Raw genomic sequence first — 22,173 nt, forward strand, 5'->3', positions numbered from 1 at the left:
TTACACGCGTCGGGAGAAGTAGGCACGTGTTTCGACGTCTTATTAATCGTAGGCGAACAAACCCTGCGCGACCCTGCGTTTAACTCTGCGAAACCCTGCGCGAAATATATTATGGCCGCGAAGCCCGAAATTCAAGAGCAAATCAGTTCCCTACCCCATCAGCCGGGCGTGTACAAGTACTTTGACGACGAAGGCATTATCTACGTCGGCAAGGCCGTGGACTTGCGCAAGCGCGTCTCGTCCTACTTCACCAAGCAGGACCACAACAAGAAAACCCAGCAGCTGGTCAAGAACATCAAGCGCATCGAGTTTACCATCGTGAACTCGGAGTCGGATGCGTTTCTGCTCGAAAACAACCTCATCAAGCAGCACCAGCCCAAGTACAACATCCTGCTCAAGGATGGTAAAACCTACCCGTATCTCTGCCTCACAAATGAGCGCTTCCCGCGCCTGATTCCTACCCGCCTCAAAATCAACGACGGCTCCAAGTACTACGGCCCCTACGCCACGGGCACGGCCATGAACGTGCTGCTGGAGCTGATTCGGGCCCTGTACCCGCTGCGCACGTGCACTTATAATCTGAACGAAGCCAACGTAGAGGCTCGCAAGTACAAGGTGTGTTTGGAGTACCACATCGGCAACTGTAAGGGCCCCTGCGAGGCGCTGGAAGATGAGGCGACTTACAACGGCTATATCAACCAAATAAAGCAGATTCTGAGCGGTGACTTGCGCATTCCCAAGCAGTATTTCCGCGAGCGCATGACTGCCGCTGCCCAGGAAATGAACTACGAGCTGGCGCATCAACTCAAGCTGAAACTGGACCGTTTGGACGCGTTCCAGGCTAAAAGCACCATCGTCAGCGATACGCTTACTAATATCGACGTGTTCGCCATCGCCTCGAATGAGAAGTCGGCCTTTATTTCCTACATGAAGGTGATGAACGGCTCCATTATTCTGACGCAGGCGCTGGAATTGACTAAGAAGCTGGACGAAGACGATGCTGAAATCCTGGCGCCGCTCGTGATGCAGCTACGGCAGGAGTTTGAGAGCGAAGCCCGCGAAATCCTGACCAACGTTTCCCTACCCCCCCTGCCGCTGCCCAACGCGTCGGCCACCGTGCCCCAGATTGGCGACAAGCGCAAGCTGCTGGAGCTAGGTCTGAAAAACGTGCTCTACGCCCGCAAGGAAAAGGAAAGCATGAACGACCGCAGCAAAGACCTTAACGAGGTGCGCATCATGGAAACCATCAAAAAGGACCTGCGCCTGACCGAATTGCCCAAGCACATTGAATGTTTCGATAACTCTAACTTCCAGGGCGATAACCCCGTGGCCGCGATGGTGTGCTTCCGCAACGCCCGGCCCAGCAAGAAAGACTACCGCCACTACCACATCAAAACCGTCGTCGGCCCCAACGACTTCGACTCGATGTACGAGGTTGTGTCGCGCCGCTACCGCCGCCTCGTGGACGAAGGCGCTTCCCTACCCCAGCTTGTCATCGTCGATGGCGGCAAGGGCCAGCTCAGCATGGCCGTCAAGGCGCTCAAAGACCTCAATCTTTGGGGGCAAATTCCGGTCATCGGCATTGCCAAGCGCCTGGAAGAAATCTACGTGCCGAACGACCCCCTACCCCTCTATATCGATAAGAAGAGCGAGAGCCTGCGCCTGTTCCAGCGAATGCGCGATGAGGTGCACCGCTTCGGCATCACCTTTCACCGCTCCCGCCGCGACGCCGACACCTTAAAAACCGAGCTAACCGAAGTCAAAGGCCTTGGCCCTATTACAGCCGAAAAACTGCTCAACAAATTCAAGTCAGTTAAAAAAATACGCGAGTTAAGCGAATCTGAACTAGTAGCTGAAGTCGGAAAAGCTAAAGCGAAGGTGCTGCAAGATTATTTTGCCCAGCAAGAGGCTGCTCCAACCGAATAGCTCAATTGTTAATACAAAAAGGCCCCTGACAATAATGTCAGGGGCCTTTTTGCTAGGATTAATTCGTTAAATCTGCGTTTTAGAAAGACCACAAATTGTATTCATACTCTACTAAGTCAGCAGCCGTTTGCTGAGCCGCCAAAATGCCTTGCTGTCCCCCGCCGTAAATATCATCAAGACGCGAATCAGCCGCGTTCGATACTTTCGTGATGTAAGAGTTAAACAACCACAACTCGAATGCGTCGGCCAGGTTTTTATGCTGCGCGTCGTTTTGCGGGTTAAACCAGATAGCATTCTCGGGATTGTTGCGGAACACTTTCACCAAATCGCTGTACTTGAAAGTCGCGATGGGCGTCTCGATGCCGGAAGTATTCGAAGGCAAGGTTGAAGGGACGAGCAAGGTAATGGTCTTAATATCGTGATACATCCGCGACCGTTTCTTGTCGAAAATCATATCCTCCTTCAACTCCATCTCATACAAATCCTTGTAACGGTATTCGTTGACAGTTTTTGGAGCAGCTATCGGAGCCGCCGCCGGAGCGGCTGCCACCATAATGGTTTTGCCTTTCTTGTCCTTCATCACGTTGCCTTTAGCATCGCGCTTAGCAACCATCTTAGCTTTGGTCTTGGCCGGCTTAGCCGGGGCGCCCCAGCCATCATCGGCCGCAGCACCACCCCCACCTAAATCGCTTTCGCTAAAGCCAGCGGCTTTTTCTTCGGCGCTAAGCTCAAATGACTTGTCGGCGTAGGACATACGGCCCGAAACTTCCTGCGGATTATAAGTCGAAGTCAGCGAATCGCTCTTGTAAGCTTGCAACTCGCCACGCTTCACGGCCTCCATGATGATGCGGCTGATTTCTTTGCCCTCCGAGAACATGGGCTTGTTCTGCTTTTCGCGCAAATCAACCTGCCGCCAGATAGTCTTGCGAAACATTTGGTCGGAAGTCGGAATCGGGCGCTTTGAGCCAGTGCTGGTAGCCGTGGTGGCCTGCTCCTGCGCGGAAGCTGAGTAAGCTATACCTAAACCCGCGGCAAACGCGGCAAACGTGCGAATGAATTTCATATCTGGAGAATGCAAAACGGTGGCTGATAGTTCGCTAACGGACCGCTAGCCTAGCTTATTACAGCAGGGGAATATTCATGGTTTTTGACACGCTCACTGGCTCCACGTTGCCCTGGAAATTCTGGCGCTGCACCTCTTTCACATCCACATAAAGGCGATCACCTTCGCGGTACGAGTTTACGATATCGCTCAAGTCAGCCTGCGGACCGTTAACCGTGCGGGTGCCGCCAACAGGACGCTTGCCACGTACTAACGTTACCTCGTACCGGGCTACCCGGTAGCGGGCATCATCGGGAAGGAACGTAGCGAAGCCCGCATCCGGAATAGCGCGGAGTTGCATGTTGCGAACCGCCGTGCCGGGAGTACCCTGTTTGTCGTTAGCCTCACGGCCACCCACGAATATTTTGACTTCGGGCTTAGGGATTGGCCGCACTTGAAAGGTTTGTGAGCCAATGGGGTTGCCACCGCTCGACACGCTTAGCGTCACCTCCCGTGAATTCGGTACCAGCGTAACCTCACCTTTTTGAGCACCTTTAATCGTAGTAGCACCTGAAGCTGAAAAGCTCGGCGCATACTGCGAACCCAACGCGGGCACGTTCACTGTCAGCTTGTTGCCGCACTTGAAGTACAAGGCCTGCACTGAGGCCGACTGAATCTGCATTACCGGCTTGGTGATGGTGTAAGGCACCTGCACCTTAAAAGTCGTGTCGCGGCCGTTGTTATTTACGCGAACTGTGCCGGTCCAGGAAGCCTTGGCGTTGCCTTCCTTATCGAAGGCACCGGGCCGGGCCGTAAACTCTACTTTGCCGCGCTGCGTCGAAGCATCAACTGACAGCGGCGAGCCGTTCAGCGTCATGCTAGGCCGTAGGCTGGAGGCCGATGCGGTCAGAAAAAGTTCGGCTTTGTACTTGGTGCCAGCGGCCACGGTGTTCGACTCAGCGCTGGCGAAGGCCCCGATTTTATCAAATACGATAGTTTTGGCGCCTACTTTTTCTGCTTGCTTCTGCAATGCGTCAGCCTCATACTTCAACACTTCGGTTTCTTTCTGCGAAAGCACTGCCAAAGCAGCTACCAAGGGCGTGTTCTCAAAATTCAATTCGGCGAAGTTCTTATTCTTCTGCTCCGGGTCGATTATCATCTTATCCTCTTTCGGATCAAGTGCCAGCGGCGCGGCACCGGGCACATACTGCCCGATGTACCCCGAGTAAGCGTTCAGCTTGTCCTTGAGGGGGTAAGCCAAACCGTTGCGGGCACCGCCGAGCATGGTGATGGCCACCTTATCCTCGGCGCTCATGTTCTTGTACTCGTTTGAGCCTTTGGCATTTTCGGTCGAGGAAACCAGCTTGTCACGCACCTCGCGCAGATAAGCGACCATATCCTTGGTGCGGGTGCGAATCTCTTCGCTCTGCGCCAATACCGTTTTGTCACGAGCCTGGTTCTGGTTTTTCACCACGGCAGCCTGAATGCCCTTCACCGTACCATCGGCCGCGGCTGAGGTTTTATCGTTAACGCCCAGCAAGCTGTCGTCAAGAAATTTGAATTTCAGCAAGATTGCTGAGTTTACTTGGAGCGCCAGCAGAGCAGTCAGCACGAGGTACATCATGCCAATCATCTTCTGCCGGGGCGTTTCTTTTGCACCTGCCATAGTTCTGGTTATATATCCTGTAATATGAATCGGGAGGAGCCGCTTTTTAATTGTAATTCAGCCTAGCTGCCGGCGCGCATGGCGTTTAGCATGTTGCCGTACACCCGGTTGAGCGAGGTCAGGTTGCCGGTCAGGTCCGAGACCTGCTTTTGGAACTGCTCGGTGTCTTTGCCTGCCTGCGTCATGTTGTTCATGGCTGCCGAAAGCGTGCCGTAGAACTGGTTCATGGACTTGAGGTGCGTGTTGGCGTCCTGCAACTCCATTTCATACACTGCATTCAGCGCGCCCAGGTTTTTGGTTACGTTCTGCACCTGCATGTGATACTCTTTGGCGTCAGCCGTAGCGCTCGACATAGCCGTCACCGCCTCTACCGTATTGGAGTAAGATTCGTTGATGCGCTCCAGCGAGGTAGCGGCGGTGCGCACTTTCTTGGTATACTCATCCGTAGCGTTAGTAGCATCGCCGAGCTGCGTGAGCTGGGAGGTGGTGGCGCTCAGGCGGTTCAGACCCTGTCCCAGATTGGCAATAGCCTCGGGGGTTACGTTAGCATCCTTCAGCATATCGTCGAGCTTCTTGGTGAGGCCCTTGCCGTTCGACTGCTCCACAAACTTGTTGCTGCCAGTCGAAGGGTCATAACCTTCGCTCAACTCCGGGTACACCAAGCTCCAATCGTGCTCTTTCGGATTGGGTTGAAATGCACTCAAGAAGAAGATAACGGCCTCCGTACCCAAACCAACCATCAGCATAATGTCAGCACCCTTCCAGTGAAGAATCTTAAATAGTGCACCAATGATAACCACTGCGGCGCCGATGCCATATATCTTGGGCATCAGCGTGTCGTATAGAAAATTTCCTTTAGCTGCCATGTCGTTAGTAAATTAAAAAAAGTGGAAGGGTTAAATGAAGACGGAGGAATGATTAATGGTTATTAGTTCAGGTTCCGGTTAGTGCCCATGCCAATCTGAATCATGGAGCAACGGAAGCCGATATAAGAGCGAGCGGAGTCCTGGTATTCAAAATTGCGAGTGCCGGTTTCGAGGAAATAGGAAATATCTTTCCACGACCCGCCGCGCACCACTTTGCGGGGCTCATTGTCGTCCGGATTGGTTGGATTCAGGTCCCATACCACCGGCACCGAAGCTTCCATGTAAGCGTCATCACACCACTCAGCTACGTTGCCCGACATGTCATACAAGCCAAAGTCGTTGGGGAAGAACGAGCCGACTTCCGAGGTGTAAGCAAAGCCATCCGAAGCATAGTCGCCGCGGCCGGGCTTGAAGTTGGCCAACATGCAGCCCTTGCTATTGCGGACGTAAGGACCACCCCAAGGATACGTAGCCAAGTCGCGGCCACCGCGGGCAGCGTACTCCCACTCCGCCTCCGAAGGCAGACGGAAGTTGGGGTCGGGCGCAAAGCCCAGTTCCTCGTTCGACGTGTTCTTGAATTTGGTGCGCCAGTTGCAGAAGTACTTGGCCGCAAACCAATCAACACCTACCACCGGGTAATCATCAAAAGCCGGGTGAGTATAGTAATATTCCAGCAAGGGGTCACCCATGTGGTAGGTGAAGTCGCGCACCCACACGGTCGTGTCGGGATACAATTCTGTCATCACGTACTCTTCGCCGAGTACGTCAAGTGAATCCTGCTTGATGGCGTCCACAAACTGCCGGTACTCATTGTTGGTGATTTCAGTCTCGTCCATGTAGAAGCCGGCGATGGTTACCTGCTTGTTCATGTTTACCATCGAGGCCGAGATGTCCTGGTCGGTCTGGCCCATGTGGAAAGTGCCACCGGGGCAAGGCACCATACCCAACGGAACTTCCTGAGGATTGAAGATGGGCCGGTCTTCGGCACCCACCAAGTCACCCTGAAATTTCTTGCCGAAGCCGCAACCACCCAACGTGGCGCTAGTGACAACAAACAGGGATAATGCTAAAATCTTATTCATGGGTAGGGAGTGACTGAATTAATAGCTGAGTCGAAATGCTAGAAGTAAACAGGCTGACAAAGCTACGCCGTTTCAGGTCAGCGAGCAAATGTACTAAAAAAGTATGGAGTGAAGAGCAAATACTTGCTGAAGCAGTTAAAGCAAGGATAATTATTTTTTGAATAGAACTCTGCTAAGAAATAACAGGCTCAAATCTGTCAACGCTAGAAGCTGTAGCGGGGGGTACGAACGGCGGGGCGCACAAATAAAGCAGGCTTAGGCAGCCGGTACGTAAACATTATTTCGTGCGAGCCAAAGGCCCGGGCGTATTGGTTAAAAGCAATAAAATCGAATGCGTACCCCAAACGCATGGCATTATCTTTCGCAAAACTCAGGCCAAGCAATCCGGATATAGATTCATCATAGCGAAAATTAGCACCAACCCAAAACCGGTCGTCGAGCGTAGCGCGGGCGCCAACATCTACGGAATAGTTTTTCGAGTTGCTAAACGCCGAGTTACTGGAAGCACCACCTGGCAACACGGCTTTTACTAGCACCATCGGGGTCACGACAACGGCATCGGTGGCCTCGATATTGTATCCAGCCGTGAAGTAAGCATGATTCTCATTGATATAAGAAGAAATCCCGTATTGATTGGCAAAGCGGTACTCTGAGCGCAACAAGTTGTTGACGCTGAGGCCAGCGTAGAACTTAGGCGCCTCATACCAGACCCCAGCACCAGCATCAAACTTCCGGTCCGAGGCATTGAGCGGCACCGAAGGGTCGCCCTCATCAACTGGGCGGAACCGGCCCGCGCCGAGATGCGTGTAAAGTCCCTGGATGCCAAAGCCCAGCTTGCCAGCGCCCACTTTAACGTGCTGAGAGTAGGAGAGCGCCGCGTTGGACATTTTTTGCTCCCCAGCCTGGTCATAATAAACTACCAGCCCTACCCCCCCCCTCACGGCCAGGATGGGCAACGACACGCTCACCATACCGGTGCGGGGCGAGCCATTAGCATCGCCGGGGTAGCCTCCGTAATTAAAGTACTGATAGCGGCCAATAAAATTCACCTCGCCTTGTTCCTTAATGCCAGCGTATGCCGGGTTGAGATACATACCGTTGAGCCCATAGTGCGTGAACTGCGGTTGTTGCTGGGCATAGGCAGCTGTGCTTGCTACGGCCAACAGCAGCAGGGTAGCAAGTAGCGTAGGTTTCATAAGGGCGGGCGAACGAAGCGAAAACTGAAAAAAGTTTCCGGATGAATGCAAAACAGCGAATCCCAAATGTAACGGAAAAGCCTCGTTGGAATTATCCTGACACAAAAACAGCCGGAAAAAGTGCCGGCGGTCATTGCTTTTTAGGACTTTGCTAACGTAAGTTACCGCTCGGATGGTTTCGCGGCCTGCTCATCTTTATCGATTGCGGCGCTAGAGGGGGGTAGGGCCCTGATGCCGGCGGATGTAGGCTTCGATGGCTCCTGTCATGGACGGCGCATTGGGCAGCGGGGCTTCGATATCTAGCTCCAGGCCGGCATCGCGCACGGCTTTGGCCGTGGTGGGCCCGAAAGCCGCGATGCGGGTGCCGTCCTGGATGAAATCAGGGAAGTTGACGAACAGCGAGCTGATGCCCGACGGGCTGAAGAAGGCAATGCAGTCGTATTTCACTTCGGCCAAATCGGACAGGTCGCTGGCCACAGTGCGGTAGATGACGGCCTCGGTGAAGCGCATATTGTTGGCCCGCATAAACTCCGGAATGTCGTCCTTGCGGATGTCGGAGCAGGGGTAAAGGTAGTTTTCGCCCTTGTGTTTCTTGATGACATCGAACAGGTCGGCGGCCGTGCGGGTGCCTACAAACAGCTTGCGCTTGCGCAGCACGATGTACTTCTGCAGGTAGTTAGCCGTCTGCTCCGAGATGCAGAAATACTTCATTTCGGCCGGCATCTCCAGCTTGGCTTCCTGGCAGATGCGAAAGAAGTGGTCGACGGCGTTGCGGCTGGTGAAAATGATAGCCGTATAATCAGGAATGTTGATTTTCTCGCGCCGGAAATCCTTGTACGAAACGGGCTGCACCTCAATAAACTCCCGAAAATCGACCTGGATGCCATACTTTTCAGCAATCGAGAAGTAGGGCGAAACGTCGGTCGTGGGCTTGGGTTGGGTAACCAGGATGCTGCTAATGCGCTTGGCGTGCCGGCCGGCGTCCGGCGTATCTGCACTCTCGGCCATACGAAAAGAAAAAGGTACTGCTAGAACGATAGAGAACGGGAATGGGAACGGCACGAACGATGATAAGCCGGGCCAGACGGCAGTTCATTAAGCAAACACGATGAGCTTAAGAATAACGGCTAATGGCAGAATCTCAGTTGTACAAAGGTAGGCAAACAATTGAAGAGTAAGCAGGGAGCTGTGCCGGTGCAGCGTGCGGGCCACCCGCAAAACGGTGCCGCTGAGCAGGAGCAGCACCACCGCATTGGCCACCCAGTTGACGGGCGCCGGCCGGGTCGCGTTGAAGCTGATATAGAGCACCAGCACCAGCGGCAACCCTAATCCGGCTAGCAATAGGCTGCGCAAAAACTCCCGGTAGTGGATGTTGACCAGCCCCTGCACGTCGAAGATATAGCCCATCAGCTCCAGAAACAGGTACTTGCCGAGCACCAGCCCAGCGATGAGCAGCGTGTAGAGCAAGACGCGCACCACAATGGCCGACTCGGGCACGTCGAGCAGCTGCCGCACCAAGGGCAGGTTCTGTAAGTTGGTGTGGATGGCGACCAGCAGCAGGGCCAGGGCGAAGGCGAAGAGCACTACCAGCAGCAGGTTAAGCAGCGTAAAGGCCGGCCGGGTCAGAAAGCTCTGCTGGTCGGGGGCGCTGCCGAACAGGTCTTCTACCTGAAAAATGCGGCTCAGGCCGGGGCGGTAGCTGGCGCGCAGGCCGCCATAGCTCAGACCCAGCAGCAGTACGCAGGTCAGGAACACGTTCTCGCCCTGCTGGCCGGGGCGGCGGGGCCGCGCCGCTAGCGGCGCGGCGGCCGGCTGGCCGGGCCCAGCCAGTGCCGCCGCGCCGCTGCTGAACGAGGCCAGGTCGGGCGAGCCCTCGGGCTGCCAGACGGCTAGTAGCATAGGCCCGGCCGGCGCGGGTGTGGGCAGCAGGCGGGCCAGGTCAAGGGAGTAGGTGGTGGCGGCGCGGGCCGTGAACACGAGCTGATTGTTGAGCAGCAAGCTCAGGCCGGGCTGGGCGGCGAAGCTGATGCGGAAGGGCTGGCCGGGCCGCAGGCGCAGCCACTGGTAGTAGGCGCGGGCCGGCGCGTGATAGCCGGGCAGATACAGAATCAGGCGGTTGCGGGCCGCATCGTGCAAGAGCCATTCGGCCGAGAGGCCCGCGGCCCAGCGGGGGGGTAGGGGCTGGTACTCGGCGGCCAGGGCCGGACGCGCGGCCAGCAGCACTAGCAGCCCCAGCAGTCCAAAGCGCAAACTCCGTAAGCTGAGTCTGCAAGCCCATTCCCTACCCCCCCTCCGCTGTTCAGGTCTCCGCATTAGTCCGGGCTTTGCTGGCTAAGAAGGGGGTAGGGATTAGGACGAAACCAGCGGGCGCTGCCGGGCCGCCAGCCGGCTCTGATACACGCCCAGGGAGATGTTGAGCAGCACCGAGAAGCCCACCATCGTGCCAATCAGGGCCAGATTGCCGAGGTAGGCAAAGCTGATGACGAAGAGGATAACCAGGATATTGAGCAGCGCCAGCAGCAGCACCGTACTTATTTGGGAGAAGCCCATCGCCAGGATGCGGTGGTGAATGTGATTCTTGTCGGGCGAGAAGGGCGAGCGACCCGAGAGCATCCGCAACAGAAATACGCGCAGCGTATCGAACAAGGGCACGAACAAAATGCCCAGCGCCACGGCCGGCGAGGCCTGCCCGAACGGCTGCCCCACGCGCAGGCCCATCTCGATAAATTGAATGGTGAGAATCGAGATAATAAAGCCGCACACCAGCGAGCCGGTGTCGCCCATGAAGATGGTGGCCCGGTGGAAGTTGTAGCGCAGAAAGCCCAGCATCCCACCAATCAGGCACACGGCCACCGACACGTAGTTGCCGAAGCTGGGGCCGCCGTAGGCGTAGAAGTAGTAGCCCAGCGTGCCGGCAATGAGCAGCACGATGGTGCCGGCCAGCCCGTCGAGGCCGTCAATCAGGTTGATGGCATTGGTGATGCCCACGATGACGACGAAAGTGAAGGCGTAGCTCACGCCCACCGGCAGCGTGCCGACGCCCAGAATGCCCTGGAAGCTGGTGATGCGCACGTCGGCCATAATCATGACGACGCCCGACGCCAGCAACTGCCCCACGAACTTCTTGGCCACCGAAATACTTACCAAATCATCTTTCAGCCCCACAAAAAATAAGACGATGCAGCCCGCCAGCAGCTGCTGCACGCCATTGCTGAGGTCGGCGAAGATGGTGAGCGCCGACATAAAGCCCGCGAACACCGCCACGCCGCCCAGCCGGGGCGTGAGCGACTGGTGCACGGTGCGCCCGTTGGGCGTGTCGAGCATGTTTTTGAGGTGGGCAATATAGATGATGGAGGGCACCGCGAAGAGCGAAACCAGCAGGGCCCACATCCAGGCCAGCGCTAAGTTGATGGGTAAATGCATAGCCTAGTTCTTAAAGAAGTACGGAGATAGATAATAGCGGAAATCAAGTTGGCGACAACGTGCCCAGGGCAGACTAGCTGTGCAAAACGCCGGCCTGGTTGAGCAGACCGATGTGGATGAAGTTGGCGGCCACGATGGAGTCGGGCACGAAAATGTACTTTTTGTCGAACACCTGCCGGCCGCGGTAGTAGCTCACCCAGTACTGATTATTGAGGTGAAACAGAGCCGGGTCGATGGGCTCGATGGGCACGGCGGCGCGGGGTGGCACCTGCTCGTACACGTAGCGCAGCGTCGAGGTACGCACCTGCTCGCCGTCGTTCTGCGGGCCGTAGCCGTTGGCGCTGATAATGACGTTTTCGAGGGGGTAGGGATTGTGGTTGAGCAGGTACACCTGCCAGCCGGGCTGCTCGTCGCTGACGGCCGCCGCCGCGTCGGGCACCACCGCCACGGACACGCCCTCCACCGGGTCAAAAGGAATATCGTGCTTCACGGACCACAGATTTAACTGATTTAAATGAATTAGAACGGATTATTTGGGGTTCCGCGCCGCGGAGGGGGTAGGGAATACTGGGTTAGCTTATCTGTATCTGCACTTAGCTTAGGCTTGGACTTAGCTTAGCTCGGCGCCGAGCAGGGCGGCCAAGTGCGGCAGCAGGCGCTCCTGCACCTCCGTTACCGGCACGGCGCGGCCCAGTTCCTGGCTCAAGGAGGTCACGGCTTTGTCGGCGATGCCGCAGGGGATGATGTGGTTGAAGTAAGTGAGGTCGGGGCTGACGTTCAGGGCCAGGCCGTGGAGCGTGACCCAGCGGCTGCACTTCACGCCCAGGGCGCAGATTTTGCGCGGACGCGAGGCATTTTCTTCAAAGTCCAGCCACACGCCGGTCAGACCCGCGATGCGGCCGGCGCGGATGCCGTAGTCGGCCAGAGTCCGGATAACGGCTTCTTCCAGTGTGCGCAAGTACCAGTGGATGTCGGGGCGGAAGTTGTCGAGGTCGAGGATGGGGTAGGCCACTAGCTGCCCCGGCCCGTGGTAGGTGATATCGCCGCCCCGGTTGATGCGGTGGAAGGCCGCCTCGTGCCGGGCCAGGCCCGCCTCATCGAGCAGGAGGTGTTCGGGCTGGCCGCTTTTGCCCAGCGTGTAGGTGTGCGGGTGCTCGCAGAAAAGCAGGTGGTTGGGCGTCGCCTCCGGGGTTGTACCAGTGGCTTCGGCCAGGCGGTTGCGGGTTTTAATGGCCAGCGTGTCAGCTAGTAGGGCCTCTTGCAGCTCCCAGGTCGGCACGTAGGGCGCATGGCCCAGGCGCTGCACCCGCACCTGCCGGTTGGGCCGGGTCGCCGGCACCGGGGGGGGTAGGAAAACGGCGGGCGAGTCGGGGACGAGGACCATGATAGTAGCTTACGGAGCCGGGCAGGGGTAGGGATTTCGACCGCGCTGCCGGCCGCCTGATATATAGTATAAATAACCTAACTCCTCCGGCCGCCCAGCGGCTGAAAAGCTCGCAAAGGTACTAGCTTTAGGCGCAGCTTGAGAAGCTCCCTATCCCCGTTATGGCGCATCTTCCCCACGAGCTGGGCCGGGCCGGCGAGGCCGCCGCGGCTGACTTTCTAACTGCCCTGGGCTTTGAAATCTTTGCCCGCGGCTACCGCCACGGCCGCGCCGAGGTAGATTTGGTGGCGCGCCGCGGCCAAGAGCTGCTAGTGTTCGTGGAAGTAAAAACCCGCTCCGGCGGGCAGTTCGGCCCGCCCGAAACCTTTGTCTCAGCGCGCAAGAAGGAGCTATTCCGACTGGCGGCCACGCACTTGCAGGAGACGCTGGACTGGCGCGGCGACATCCGCTTCGACATTCTGGCCTTGACCATGCTCAGCCAGGGCTTTCGCATTGAGCACTTTGAGGATGCCTTCTATTAAATGGGGGGTAGGAAAAAGTAACGTCATGCTGAGCACAGCGAAGCATCTCGCCCGGATAGTAATTCAATCGTTGTTTCCCATTGATTACTTCTCCTAGCGAGATGCTTCGCTGCGCTCAGCATGACGTTCTCTTCCTATCCTCTCCAGACCTCAATACCCTACTTCCCGCGCCCGGCTGGGCGGCGCTGGCCCGGCCGGTCCTCGGCTTCGGGCTGGCCGCGCTTGTCAAGACCCTTTTCCTTATCGAAGATGAGGGTGCCGTTGCGGTTGTATTCACGCACGAGTTCGGGTTCAGCCACCTCGGGGTCAAAGCCGCTCTCGGCGTACTGATACTCGTAGTGGCGGCGGTTGCGGAAGCCCCAGTATTTGGTCCAGGTGCCCACCCGGTGGCCATTCTCAAACTCGCCCGACCAGTCGCGCTGCCCGTTGGCCAGAAAGCGGGCGTAGTCGCCTTCGAGCTTGCCATTCACGTAGGGCACCACTTCCTGAGGCAGGGTGCGGCCGGCGTCGTAGTAGCTGATGTTGGCGTCGCGCGGGTAGCCCTGCTCGTAGTGGGTCTTGCTGAGCAGCACCCCGTCGCGGCCAAACTTTTCCCAGCGCAAATGGCGGGTGCCGAGGGCGAAGAAGCCGGTTTCGATGGTCTGGTTGTTCTGCACCTTCTTATAGGGGCCGTGCAGAATCTTGTCGGTGGCCGGGTCCAGTTCGCGGGTGGCCTTATAGATGCGGCGCTTCTTGCCGTCGTAGTAGTAGCGGGCCGGCGCGTAGGGATTGGGCTGCTGGAAGGTGCGCAGGTAATAGAAAATCTCAATTACCTGGCTGCGCCCGCTGCCGCCCGACTTCACGTAGGCGCGCTTAATTCGCTCGCCCAGAAACACTTTCTTCTTTTTGCGGGGCTTGCGCTGCGTTTCTTTCTCTTTTTCCTTGGCGGCGCGCTCTTCGGACTTGCTCAAGGCCAGCTGCTTGCGGGCGGTGCTCAGCGAGGGGCCTTTGCGCAGCGAGTCGGCCGTGATGGTGAGCGTGTCGCGGGGGCTGGCGGTGGTCACCACCGATTCGGGGCGGCTATTAAAGGAAACGGCTTTGCGGGTGCAGGCGGCCGGGGCCAGCGCCAGCAGCGTCAGCGAAAGCAGCAGAAAGACCGGAGCGGGGAAGTGCCGAAAAGGAAAACGCATGAAGAAAGCGGGCAGAGGTCGCGGCAGCAAACGCAAAGGTAGCGGCATTTGGTGCCCGGCTTCGCGCGCGGCAGAGGGGGTAGGGATTTAGCGGCGAAGCTCAGCCGTCTATCTAGCAGGTGAGTGTCGGCGGGCCGGGTTTGGGCGGTGCGCGGGCCGGGCTGACCGGGCACTACGAGAATAGCCTAAGCGAAATTTGCGCTACTTTTAAGCCCGGAATCTATTCCCATCTCCCTTTCTTCTTATTATGACGGTTAAATCTTTACTGCTTGCGGGCGGGACGCTGCTGGTGGGCGCGCAGGCGGCCTCGGCCAGCGGCTTCCAAGTCAACTTGGGCGGCCAGAAAAACAACGGCATGGGCGGCGTGGGTGTGGGCCTGTCGCTCGACCAGGCCGCCATGTTTTACAACCCCGGCGCCCTGGCTATGGTGCGCGAAAACGGCGTGCAGCTGGGCGCCAACTTCGCCCTGGCCCGCGTCAGCTTCCGCAGCGCCGACGGCGGGCCGCAGCGCGAACTGGAGGACCAACCCATCGTGTATCCGTTTAACTTCTACGCCAGCTTCGGCCCCAAGGACGGCAATTTCCGGGCGGGCCTGGCCGTGTACACGCCCTACGGCAGCTCCCTGAGCTACGGCAGCAGCTGGGAGGGCCGCTACTCGCTCACCGAAATCACGCTGCGCTCGGTGTATGTGCAGCCCACAGCCTCCTACGCCATCACGCCCACGCTGAGCGTGGGCGCGGGCCTGACCATTCTGGTGGGCGGCTCGGTGAACTTGCAGCGCGACCTGCCCCTGCCTACCGGCGATGGTCACATTGAGCTGGACGGCAAGGCCAAAACCAAGTTTGGCTACAACGCCGGCATCTTCTTCAAGCCCTCCGACAAGCTGAGCGTGGGAGTAAGCTACCGCTCGAAGATTAACGCGCAGGTAGAGAACGGCGACGTGACTTTGTCGGGCCTGCCGACGGCCGGCGGCGCCTCGGCCCCGGTGACGGCGCAGTTCACGGCCACCAGCTTCGGCGCCACGCTGCCGCTGCCGGCGCTGGCCTCCATTGGCATCGGCATCATGCCCACCGACAAGCTCACCGTCGGCCTCGACGCGTCGCTGACGTTCTGGAGCGACTACCGCAACCTGGACTTCACCTTTAGCGGCAACAACGGCAATGCCGGCCCCAGCACCGACGCCAACAGCGGCCTGGTTGGCAACCGCACGTTCTCCTCGTCCAAGCGCAGCTACCAGGACGCGCTGACTTTCCGCCTCGGTGGCCAGTATGAGCTGGACGAGAAGTTGACCGTACGCGCCGGGGCGGCCCTGGACCTGACGGCCGTAAAGGACGGCTACGTGACGCCCGAAACGCCCGACGCGGACCGGACCATCCTCACCGCCGGCCTCTCCTACAACCTGAGCGAGAACTTCGGCATCGACGCCTCTTATCAGTTCAACAGCTTCAAGGAGCGCAGCCAGACCCAGCAGGACCTGCTCGACAATGGCACCGCCGACCGGGTGGCCGGCACCTACAAAACCAACATTCACATCCCCGGCATCGGGCTGCACTATAAGTTTTAATTCCGAGCGCTGGTAGCCGCCACTCCCGGTCTTCACCTGCTCTTCCTCTGTCTCTATCTAATATGAAAAAGTTTTTAACGTATGCCACCCCGGCGCTGACTTTGCTGGGGCTTACGCTCGGCGGCTGCCAGCCCGACATCGACGAGCCCAAAGCCAGCGCCGGCGGCGCCGATTTCAGCCGCTACATCGCCGTGGGCAACTCCCTTACGGCTGGTTACGCTGACGGGGGGCTGTACCTGGAAGGCCAGCAGAATTCCTACCCCGCCCTCTTGGCCCAGCAGTTCGCCGAGGTCGGCGGCGGCGCGTTCACGCAGCCGCTCTTCACCGAGGCTCAGGCCAACGGTTCCGGCTACCTGAGCTTGACTGGCTTTACGGCGGCGGGCACACCCATTACGACTCCTGTGACGACCAACCTAGCCGTGCGGGCCGTGACGCCACAAATCCTCTATACTAAGTTTACGGACCCCATCAACAATCTAGGCGTGCCTGGCATTCGGATGTCCGATATTCAGACGGCGGGCTACGGCAGCAACCGCGGCAACGCCTTCTTTGAGCGCATCACGCCCGATGCCACGCCCACCCAAACTTACTTGCAGCGCGTGCAGGCCACGGTGGCAGCCATCAACCCCACGTTTTTTACCGAATGGCTGGGCAACAATGACGTGCTGGGCTACGCAACCAGCGGAGGGGCCTCGACAGCGCCCAACAACTCACTAACTTCGGTGGCGACCTTCACGGCGAGCACGGCGAGCATTCTGGATGCCCTGACGGTGGGCGGGGCCAAAGGCGTGGTGGCTACTATTCCAGACGTTACCGGCATCCCGTTCTTTACCACTGTGGGACCAACCCTCCGGTCAACGCTAACGGCCAACAGCGTGCCGGGCGTCGTGACGCTAACCGGCGCGGCCCCCGGCAACGCCACGTCGGGCAACCGCAAGCAGATTGCCGCCGCCGATATTCGCAACGCGAGTGGCGGCCGGCAGCTGTTTACCCTGACCTCCGCGTCCTTCCTGGGTCTGTTGGGGCGGCCCACCGGCGCTCCCTGGCGCGCGCTGGTACCCCGCGCTTCCCTCAGCGCCTATCTGGCCGGCTATGCCATCGACACCACGGCGGCGTTTGGCGTTACGGCCGCCAACCCAATTCCGAGTGCTTTTGTGCTGGATGATGTAGAGCAGGGCCTGGTAGCCACCGCCACCACCGCGTTCAATGCAGCCCTTACCACGGCCGCCAATGCCCGCGGCCTGGCCATTTTCGATGCCAATGCTTTTTTCACGCAGGTGGCCCGTGGCGGCTTGGCTATTAACGGTGCGAACAACAGCGCCGCCTACATCACCGGCAACCTGTTCTCGCTCGACGGTGTGCACCCTACGCCCCGCGGCTACGCCGTCATCGCTAACGAGATGATTCGGGTTATCAATGGCAAGTACGGTGCCCACGTGGCGGGAGTCGATGCCACCCGCTACCGCGGGGTGAAGTTTCCGTAATCAGCTTGTAATCTGACTTGCGAAAACGCCGCTCCCGACCGGGGCGGCGTTTTTTTATGCAGCAACCCGAGCTGGCGGATTGGTCGGCGTAGCGTTCCTACCCCCCTGTTTAATCTTAAGCCTGCCTTATTCCGGCCGGGAGGTTCTGACCCTCCCGAGCTTTATGCCTCGCTGCGCGTGGCCTGCCTTTCATGGGGCGGGCCGCACGGTGTTAGATCATTGTCAAATTTATGGAGGGCTGGTAACTTAGGCCTATTATTTGTATATGCCATGACTATCAAGGCGTTAGTAACCTAGTTTGTATGAAAATCTTTACCTTTTTTCTTACTTCTCTCCTACCCCTGCTGCCAGCAGTGAAGCCACGGGAAACTCAAAAGCTTATCTCGCAGCCTTCAGCTCAACTGCTGATGGAAAGCACCTGGCACCTGACCAACTGGCAAACTATCACTGGCGCCGACACGCTGGACCGGCAGGCGCTGCTGCGGCCGTGCCAGCGCGACGACCAGTTCAACTTCGCCTCCACCGGCGTGCTCGTGCGCACCGAAGGCTCTTCGGCCTGTCCCGGCAGCCTGCCCCGCGCCACTGTGAACATGCGCTCGTGGAGCCTTGATGCGACCGGCACCAAGCTTACCCTCGGCGTGGGCGGCGTGGGCACCGTCAAGGCGACCTACGACATTGTGCTGCTCAGTACCGATGCCTTGCAGCTGCGCTACACCCGAGTAGCGCAAGGCGTAGCCGTGACCGAGCTGCTCAGCTACCTGAACTGACAACTTCGCGCAGCCGCGCCGCGATGAGTTGGGCGTGGTGGCGGCCATTCTCGATAAACCAGCGGCTGGTGTGCAGCCCACCGCACACCGTGCCGGCCAGGTACACGCCGGGCCGGGCTGACTCGTGCGTGGCAGGGTCATGGAGCGGTGTGCGCGCTTCGTCATCGGCGATGGGCACATCCAGCGCCGCGAGCAGGGGATAATCAGGACGGTAGCCGGTGAGGGCGTACACGAAATCAGCCCGGACGCTCAGCGGCCCATCAGGGGTGCGGATGTCTACGGCGTTGGGCCGAATACCCACAATTTGAGTGCTGAAGTGCGCTTTAATGCGGCCTTCGGCAATGCGGTTAAGCAAGTCGGGCCGAATCCAATATTTCACTGACTCACTTACTTCCGGGCCGCGCACGAGCAGCGTGACGCGCGCCCCGGCGCGGGTGAGTTGCAGGGCAGCCTTGGCGGCCGAGTTTTTGGCGCCGATAACCACGACCTCGCGCCCGACGTGAGGGTAGGGCTCTTTGTAGTAGTAGCTCACGTGGGCCAGGTCGGCGCCGGGCACGGGCAGGCGGTTGGGCACGTCGAAAAAACCCGTGGCGATGACCACGGCGCGGGTGTGAATTTCGCCTTTTTCGGTTTCAATGGTGAAGTCGCCAGCTTCGCCTTCGAGACGCACGACGCGCTCATACAGGCGCAAATCCAGCTTCTCGGCCACGGCCACGCGGTGGTAGTAGTCGAGGGCATCTTCGCGCAGGGGCTTGTAGCCACTGGTCGGGAACGGGTAGCCGCCGATTTCGAGTAGCTCGGGCGTTGAGAAAAACTCCATGTTGGTAGGGTAGCCCACGATGGAATTGACCAGCGCGCCCTTGTCGATAACGGCCGTGCGCAGGCCCTGGCGCTGCGCTTCCAAGGCGCAGGCTAGTCCGACGGGGCCGGCCCCAATCACGAGCACATCGAGCGTGGGCGAGTTGCGGGCCGAAACCGGGGGCGCCGGGGAAATAAGCAGGTCTTCTAACATGATACTTTTAACCCCAAACCGGCCGTAGGGGTTTCCGGGCGGGTTTCACGCCTGAGCGAAAATCCCTACCCCCCCTTCCGCTGGCAAAGCGCTATCAGCTTCTGCGTCATCTGCGCAAACCTCCGCGCCCTCTGCGGGCTAATGCTACTAGAACAACCCACCCCAGTACCTTTGCCCTTATGCGCACCTGCGACCTTTGCGGCGAGACCAACTCCCGTCCTCTACCCTTCTACTACGCCTTCGAGGGCCAGCGCCTGCAAGGCACGCAGTGCCGGCAGTGCGAGCTGATTTTCCTCGACCCCCAGCCCACGCCCGCCCAGCTCGAGAGGCTCTACGGCAAGGAATATTTCACCGAGCGCCCCAACTACGACCGCACCCAGCAGGACGTAAAGTTCATCGAGGAAGGCGAGAAGCTGGACCTCAGCCAGCCCAAGCCCGACAAGTTCGTGGACTACATGCAGGCCAAGTATCCGGGCCAGAAGTTTCGCTACCTTGAAGTGGGCTGCGGTCCCGGCTACACCCTCAAGAGCCTGCAAAGCCTGGGCTGGGAAACCCACGGTCTTGAAATCTCGGCCCACGCCGCCGACTTCGCCCGCCGCCAGCTCGGCCTGCCCGTCGTGACCGGCAACATCGAAACCACCGAAGACTTTCACGAAAACCAGTTCGACCTCGCCTACATGGGCGACGTGCTGGAGCACCTGCTCTCGCCCAGCGCCGTGCTGGCCAAGTTCGGCCGCATCCTGAGCCCCGGTGGCCTGCTCGTGCTGGCCCTGCCGAGCGTACTGAATCTGCCCACCGTGCGCCTGGGCTTCGCCGCTTACGGCCTGCTGGGCCGGCAGCGCAAGATGGACATTCCGCCCTATCACCTCTACGAGTTCACGCCCGCCACTATCACCAAGCTGCTGCGCAAGCACCACTTCGAGGTAGTCGAGCTGTTGAACCCGGTGAAGCCGCCGCAGCACATCCGCCTGGGCGGCAGCCTGCTGGAAAAAGCCGGCAAGCTGGCCGGGCAGTACCCGACGTATTACTTGAACAAGCTCACCGGCCGGTTTGGCGACCGAATGTTCGTAGTGGCCCGGAATGGGAAAGGGGGGTAGGAAATTGGCATTCAGCCGACTTTCCCCGGCCGCGCGTATAGTACGCATCCAGTTCACCACATTTTTTACCATTATGGCAACCTCAACCAACACCCCCAAGCACACTGACCCGGCCACCAAGAATAAGGAGCAGAAAAACGAGACCGAGCAGAAAGATAAGCCTTCGGGCAAGACGAAAAAGACTCAGAAGAAGTAGGTTTTATGGCCACGAAAAAAGCCCGGAACGCTTAAGCATTCCGGGCTTTTTTATGGAGCTTCATCCAAATGCAGCCTGACTATTCGGCCAGCCACTGCGTAGCCCGATACTCGCCCGGCCCGAAGAACAGCCGCAGCAAGTCGTCGGCCATTTTGGGACCATTAGAGCTGTTAGTTAAAAATACCAGGCTTTCCTTTTTGCCGGGCAGCGTCATGTAAAGGCCCTTAAAGGCGCCGTTGTCGCCCCATTGCCACTGGGCTATGCCCTGGCTGGTGGTGGCTAAGCCCACGCCGCAGGCCCAGGCAATAAACGGGTCGGTGGCCGTTGCTGGCTTGCCGTAGCGGTTAGCTTCGTTAGCGGGTAGGAGTAGCAGCTGCGCGGTAGCGGGTTTCAGCCCCCGGCCACTCATCAGCGCTTGCAGAAACCGGCTGTAGTCGGACGCAGTGCTGAGCAGGCTAAAGGCCGCGTAGGGCTCCGGGAAGTGATTGATGGGCACCGGCTGGCCCTGGCCGTCGTGGCCCGCCGCGGCGTTGGCCGCGAATTTCTCGCGCCATGTGAAGCTGCTGTGCGCCATACGCAACGGGCCGAATACTTCCTCCTGGGCCAGCGTCTCAAACGACTTATTGGTGAGGTGCTCCAGCGTTTTCTGCAAAAGCACGTAGCCCTCGCCGGAGTAGTTCCACCAGCTGTCGGGCGCATATTTAAGGCGCAGCGGGGCCGTTTTCCACTCCGGGCTCGTTGGGTTGGCCACCCAGTTGGGTAAGCCCGTGGTGTGCCCTAGCACCATGCGAGCCGTGATTTTATCGGCATTTGGCGCGCCCTGAAGGCGGGGATAGGGGTAGTAGCTCAGCAGCGGCTTGTCGAGGCTGAACACGCCCCGGTCGAGCAAGCGCAGGGCCACGTAAGCCAGTACAGCTTTCCCCAGCGAGGCCGCCTCAAAAATGGTAGTAGCATCCACAGCCAGCGCGCTGCCGGCCGTGCGCTGGCCCAGGGCATAGGCTTGTTTCTTAACGCCATGAGTGTACACCAGCTGCATACCCGGCACGCTGGCCTTCTGCATCAGGGCGGTAAGAGTGGCTGCGGTGGGTACCGACTGGCCCCAGCTTGCTGAGCACTGAAGTAAGAGAAGTAGTACGAGTAGTCGTCTCATGACTGAGGTTTGGGTAAAATGGTCGGGATTCTCAGCCAATAAATCAGAGCAAGCGGTTAATGTGCTTGCAGCCAGTTGCGGCTCGTGCCAATTTCTACTTCCACCGGTACGCCGCGGGGCAGGGGGTAGGGCGCTTATCATCCCCAGGCGCGCAGCAGGCGCCGTACCAAGATGATTTCACCGGTGTGGTAGGCCGTGTGGTCAGCAATAAGCATGGCCTCGCGCAGGATAGTTTGGCCGGAACCATGTGGCAACGGGACCAGCAGGTCGGTATCTGGCGCGTTTAGCAGGCTTATAAAGCGTTGGCGGTCTCGCTGAATTTGGGCCAGCGTAGCTTGCCACGTTCTCTCATCGGCAGTAGCATCTTTAGCCGGCCAGTACCCGGCTGGCCACTCCGGCGATTCGTGCTTGGAGTCAAGGCAAAACTCTAAAATATCCCACTGCGCAATGCGAACGTGCTCGGTCAGCTGCCAGATACTGTAGGGTGTGCCGGCTACGTGCTGATTCCAGATTTCTGGCGTCAGGTCGGCGCAGGCGTCCTCAAAAGTGACGTGGGCGTTGCCTTTGACAAGTAAGTCAACAAGCTCCGTCACCACGGCTTGCTTAGTGGTCTTATCCATGAGATTAG

21 protein-coding genes are annotated in these 22,173 nt (G+C 58.7%); 7 read left to right on the forward strand and 14 right to left on the reverse strand.

Annotation, left to right across the window (positions count from 1 at the left end; all coding sequences use genetic code 11):
• The first annotated feature begins 111 nt into the window (after nt 1-111).
• On the forward strand, nt 112-1,926 hold the full coding sequence (gene uvrC / locus ACFE70_RS03145; protein WP_375416258.1) for an excinuclease ABC subunit UvrC: 1,815 nt from the start codon (nt 112-114) through the stop codon (nt 1,924-1,926).
• Nucleotides 1,927-2,005: 79 nt separating this feature from the next.
• Here the strand turns inward: uvrC and gldN are convergent, their stop codons facing one another.
• The 10 genes from gldN to lipB all read right to left on the reverse strand — a co-directional run bounded on the left by gldN (nt 2,006) and on the right by lipB (nt 12,585).
• Complete coding sequence (gene gldN, locus ACFE70_RS03150; protein WP_375416259.1) at nt 2,006-2,989, reverse strand: gliding motility protein GldN; 984 nt, start codon at nt 2,987-2,989, stop codon at nt 2,006-2,008.
• 58 nt (nt 2,990-3,047) lie between these two features.
• Nucleotides 3,048-4,634, reverse strand: a complete 1,587-nt coding sequence (gene gldM / locus ACFE70_RS03155; protein WP_375416260.1) for a gliding motility protein GldM — start codon at nt 4,632-4,634, stop codon at nt 3,048-3,050.
• 62 nt (nt 4,635-4,696) lie between these two features.
• Nucleotides 4,697-5,500 carry a gliding motility protein GldL gene (gene gldL / locus ACFE70_RS03160; RefSeq protein WP_375416261.1) on the reverse strand — a complete coding sequence of 268 codons (804 nt, stop codon included), beginning with the start codon at nt 5,498-5,500 and terminating at the stop codon, nt 4,697-4,699.
• Nucleotides 5,501-5,562: 62 nt separating this feature from the next.
• Entirely contained in the window at nt 5,563-6,582 is a 1,020-nt protein-coding gene (locus ACFE70_RS03165) for an SUMF1/EgtB/PvdO family nonheme iron enzyme (RefSeq protein WP_375416262.1), read from the reverse strand.
• A 203-nt stretch (nt 6,583-6,785) separates the two neighbouring features.
• Nucleotides 6,786-7,778: a PorP/SprF family type IX secretion system membrane protein gene (locus ACFE70_RS03170; RefSeq protein ID WP_375416263.1), complete on the reverse strand. Its 993-nt coding sequence runs from the start codon at nt 7,776-7,778 to the stop codon at nt 6,786-6,788.
• Nucleotides 7,779-7,988: 210 nt separating this feature from the next.
• A complete protein-coding gene (locus ACFE70_RS03175; protein ID WP_375416264.1) occupies nt 7,989-8,786 on the reverse strand; it encodes a uroporphyrinogen-III synthase in 798 nt (265 codons plus the stop codon).
• Nucleotides 8,787-8,873: 87 nt separating this feature from the next.
• On the reverse strand, nt 8,874-10,028 hold the full coding sequence (locus ACFE70_RS03180) for a DUF4271 domain-containing protein (protein ID WP_375416265.1): 1,155 nt from the start codon (nt 10,026-10,028) through the stop codon (nt 8,874-8,876).
• A 99-nt stretch (nt 10,029-10,127) separates the two neighbouring features.
• Nucleotides 10,128-11,201, reverse strand: coding sequence for an MraY family glycosyltransferase (locus ACFE70_RS03185; protein WP_375416266.1), 1,074 nt, complete (start codon nt 11,199-11,201; stop codon nt 10,128-10,130).
• A gap of 73 nt (nt 11,202-11,274) precedes the next feature.
• The gene (locus ACFE70_RS03190; protein WP_375416267.1) at nt 11,275-11,691 is read right to left on the reverse strand and encodes a hypothetical protein; all 417 of its coding nucleotides are present in this window, start codon (nt 11,689-11,691) and stop codon (nt 11,275-11,277) included.
• A gap of 120 nt (nt 11,692-11,811) precedes the next feature.
• Nucleotides 11,812-12,585 (reverse strand): lipoyl(octanoyl) transferase LipB, encoded by a 774-nt coding sequence (gene lipB, locus ACFE70_RS03195; RefSeq protein WP_375416268.1) that lies wholly within the window; start codon nt 12,583-12,585, stop codon nt 11,812-11,814.
• Nucleotides 12,586-12,746: 161 nt separating this feature from the next.
• On the opposite strand from lipB, the gene ACFE70_RS03200 reads away from it, so the two are divergent.
• Nucleotides 12,747-13,106, forward strand: coding sequence for a YraN family protein (locus ACFE70_RS03200; protein WP_375416269.1), 360 nt, complete (start codon nt 12,747-12,749; stop codon nt 13,104-13,106).
• A gap of 158 nt (nt 13,107-13,264) precedes the next feature.
• Here ACFE70_RS03200 and ACFE70_RS03205 read toward each other — a convergent pair whose 3' ends face one another.
• Complete coding sequence (locus ACFE70_RS03205) at nt 13,265-14,275, reverse strand: toxin-antitoxin system YwqK family antitoxin (protein ID WP_375416270.1); 1,011 nt, start codon at nt 14,273-14,275, stop codon at nt 13,265-13,267.
• Nucleotides 14,276-14,522: 247 nt separating this feature from the next.
• Here ACFE70_RS03205 and ACFE70_RS03210 point away from each other — a divergent pair, with 247 nt between their 5' ends.
• From ACFE70_RS03210 to ACFE70_RS03220, 3 genes are all read left to right on the forward strand, one after another.
• A complete protein-coding gene (locus ACFE70_RS03210) occupies nt 14,523-15,839 on the forward strand; it encodes an OmpP1/FadL family transporter (RefSeq protein ID WP_375416271.1) in 1,317 nt (438 codons plus the stop codon).
• 62 nt (nt 15,840-15,901) lie between these two features.
• Entirely contained in the window at nt 15,902-17,323 is a 1,422-nt protein-coding gene (locus ACFE70_RS03215) for an SGNH/GDSL hydrolase family protein (RefSeq protein ID WP_375416272.1), read from the forward strand.
• Between the two features lie 302 nt (nt 17,324-17,625).
• On the forward strand, nt 17,626-18,090 hold the full coding sequence (locus tag ACFE70_RS03220) for a hypothetical protein (protein ID WP_375416273.1): 465 nt from the start codon (nt 17,626-17,628) through the stop codon (nt 18,088-18,090).
• Here the strand turns inward: ACFE70_RS03220 and ACFE70_RS03225 are convergent.
• Nucleotides 18,074-19,102: a YpdA family putative bacillithiol disulfide reductase gene (locus tag ACFE70_RS03225; protein WP_375416274.1), complete on the reverse strand. Its 1,029-nt coding sequence runs from the start codon at nt 19,100-19,102 to the stop codon at nt 18,074-18,076. The genes ACFE70_RS03220 and ACFE70_RS03225 overlap by 17 nt on opposite strands.
• Nucleotides 19,103-19,281: 179 nt before the next feature.
• Between ACFE70_RS03225 and ACFE70_RS03230 the strand changes: the two genes are divergently transcribed.
• On the forward strand, nt 19,282-20,199 hold the full coding sequence (locus ACFE70_RS03230) for a class I SAM-dependent methyltransferase (RefSeq protein ID WP_375416275.1): 918 nt from the start codon (nt 19,282-19,284) through the stop codon (nt 20,197-20,199).
• Nucleotides 20,200-20,272: 73 nt separating this feature from the next.
• Nucleotides 20,273-20,395 carry a hypothetical protein gene (locus ACFE70_RS03235; protein ID WP_375416276.1) on the forward strand — a complete coding sequence of 41 codons (123 nt, stop codon included), beginning with the start codon at nt 20,273-20,275 and terminating at the stop codon, nt 20,393-20,395.
• 79 nt (nt 20,396-20,474) lie between these two features.
• On the opposite strand, the gene ACFE70_RS03240 is transcribed toward ACFE70_RS03235, so the two are convergent.
• Together ACFE70_RS03240 and ACFE70_RS03245 are read right to left on the reverse strand one after the other, a co-directional pair.
• A complete protein-coding gene (locus ACFE70_RS03240) occupies nt 20,475-21,686 on the reverse strand; it encodes a serine hydrolase domain-containing protein (protein ID WP_375416277.1) in 1,212 nt (403 codons plus the stop codon).
• The gene (locus ACFE70_RS03245; RefSeq protein ID WP_375416278.1) at nt 21,683-22,165 is read right to left on the reverse strand and encodes a DinB family protein; all 483 of its coding nucleotides are present in this window, start codon (nt 22,163-22,165) and stop codon (nt 21,683-21,685) included. Before ACFE70_RS03245 ends, ACFE70_RS03240 begins: the two co-directional genes overlap by 4 nt.
• Nucleotides 22,166-22,173 lie beyond the last annotated feature (8 nt).

Source organism: uncultured Hymenobacter sp. (genome assembly GCF_964243305.1).
GTDB lineage: Bacteria > Bacteroidota > Bacteroidia > Cytophagales > Hymenobacteraceae > Hymenobacter.

What these genes read in the sequence shown, in the direction of transcription:
- ACFE70_RS03185 (WP_375416266.1), bottom strand. Translation starts at nt 11,201, where the DNA reads ATGCATTTACCCATCAACTTAGCGCTGGCCTGGATGTGGGCCCTGCTG.
- ACFE70_RS03245 (WP_375416278.1), bottom strand. Translation starts at nt 22,165, where the DNA reads ATGGATAAGACCACTAAGCAAGCCGTGGTGACGGAGCTTGTTGACTTA.
- ACFE70_RS03170 (WP_375416263.1), bottom strand. Translation starts at nt 7,778, where the DNA reads ATGAAACCTACGCTACTTGCTACCCTGCTGCTGTTGGCCGTAGCAAGC.
- ACFE70_RS03240 (WP_375416277.1), bottom strand. Translation starts at nt 21,686, where the DNA reads ATGATAAGCGCCCTACCCCCTGCCCCGCGGCGTACCGGTGGAAGTAGA.
- ACFE70_RS03200 (WP_375416269.1), top strand. Translation starts at nt 12,747, where the DNA reads ATGGCGCATCTTCCCCACGAGCTGGGCCGGGCCGGCGAGGCCGCCGCG.
- ACFE70_RS03210 (WP_375416271.1), top strand. Translation starts at nt 14,523, where the DNA reads ATGACGGTTAAATCTTTACTGCTTGCGGGCGGGACGCTGCTGGTGGGC.
- gldN (WP_375416259.1), bottom strand. Translation starts at nt 2,989, where the DNA reads ATGAAATTCATTCGCACGTTTGCCGCGTTTGCCGCGGGTTTAGGTATA.
- gldL (WP_375416261.1), bottom strand. Translation starts at nt 5,500, where the DNA reads ATGGCAGCTAAAGGAAATTTTCTATACGACACGCTGATGCCCAAGATA.
- ACFE70_RS03220 (WP_375416273.1), top strand. Translation starts at nt 17,626, where the DNA reads ATGAAAATCTTTACCTTTTTTCTTACTTCTCTCCTACCCCTGCTGCCA.
- ACFE70_RS03205 (WP_375416270.1), bottom strand. Translation starts at nt 14,275, where the DNA reads ATGCGTTTTCCTTTTCGGCACTTCCCCGCTCCGGTCTTTCTGCTGCTT.
- ACFE70_RS03165 (WP_375416262.1), bottom strand. Translation starts at nt 6,582, where the DNA reads ATGAATAAGATTTTAGCATTATCCCTGTTTGTTGTCACTAGCGCCACG.
- ACFE70_RS03225 (WP_375416274.1), bottom strand. Translation starts at nt 19,102, where the DNA reads ATGTTAGAAGACCTGCTTATTTCCCCGGCGCCCCCGGTTTCGGCCCGC.
- uvrC (WP_375416258.1), top strand. Translation starts at nt 112, where the DNA reads ATGGCCGCGAAGCCCGAAATTCAAGAGCAAATCAGTTCCCTACCCCAT.
- lipB (WP_375416268.1), bottom strand. Translation starts at nt 12,585, where the DNA reads ATGGTCCTCGTCCCCGACTCGCCCGCCGTTTTCCTACCCCCCCCGGTG.
- ACFE70_RS03235 (WP_375416276.1), top strand. Translation starts at nt 20,273, where the DNA reads ATGGCAACCTCAACCAACACCCCCAAGCACACTGACCCGGCCACCAAG.
- ACFE70_RS03230 (WP_375416275.1), top strand. Translation starts at nt 19,282, where the DNA reads ATGCGCACCTGCGACCTTTGCGGCGAGACCAACTCCCGTCCTCTACCC.
- gldM (WP_375416260.1), bottom strand. Translation starts at nt 4,634, where the DNA reads ATGGCAGGTGCAAAAGAAACGCCCCGGCAGAAGATGATTGGCATGATG.
- ACFE70_RS03175 (WP_375416264.1), bottom strand. Translation starts at nt 8,786, where the DNA reads ATGGCCGAGAGTGCAGATACGCCGGACGCCGGCCGGCACGCCAAGCGC.
- ACFE70_RS03215 (WP_375416272.1), top strand. Translation starts at nt 15,902, where the DNA reads ATGAAAAAGTTTTTAACGTATGCCACCCCGGCGCTGACTTTGCTGGGG.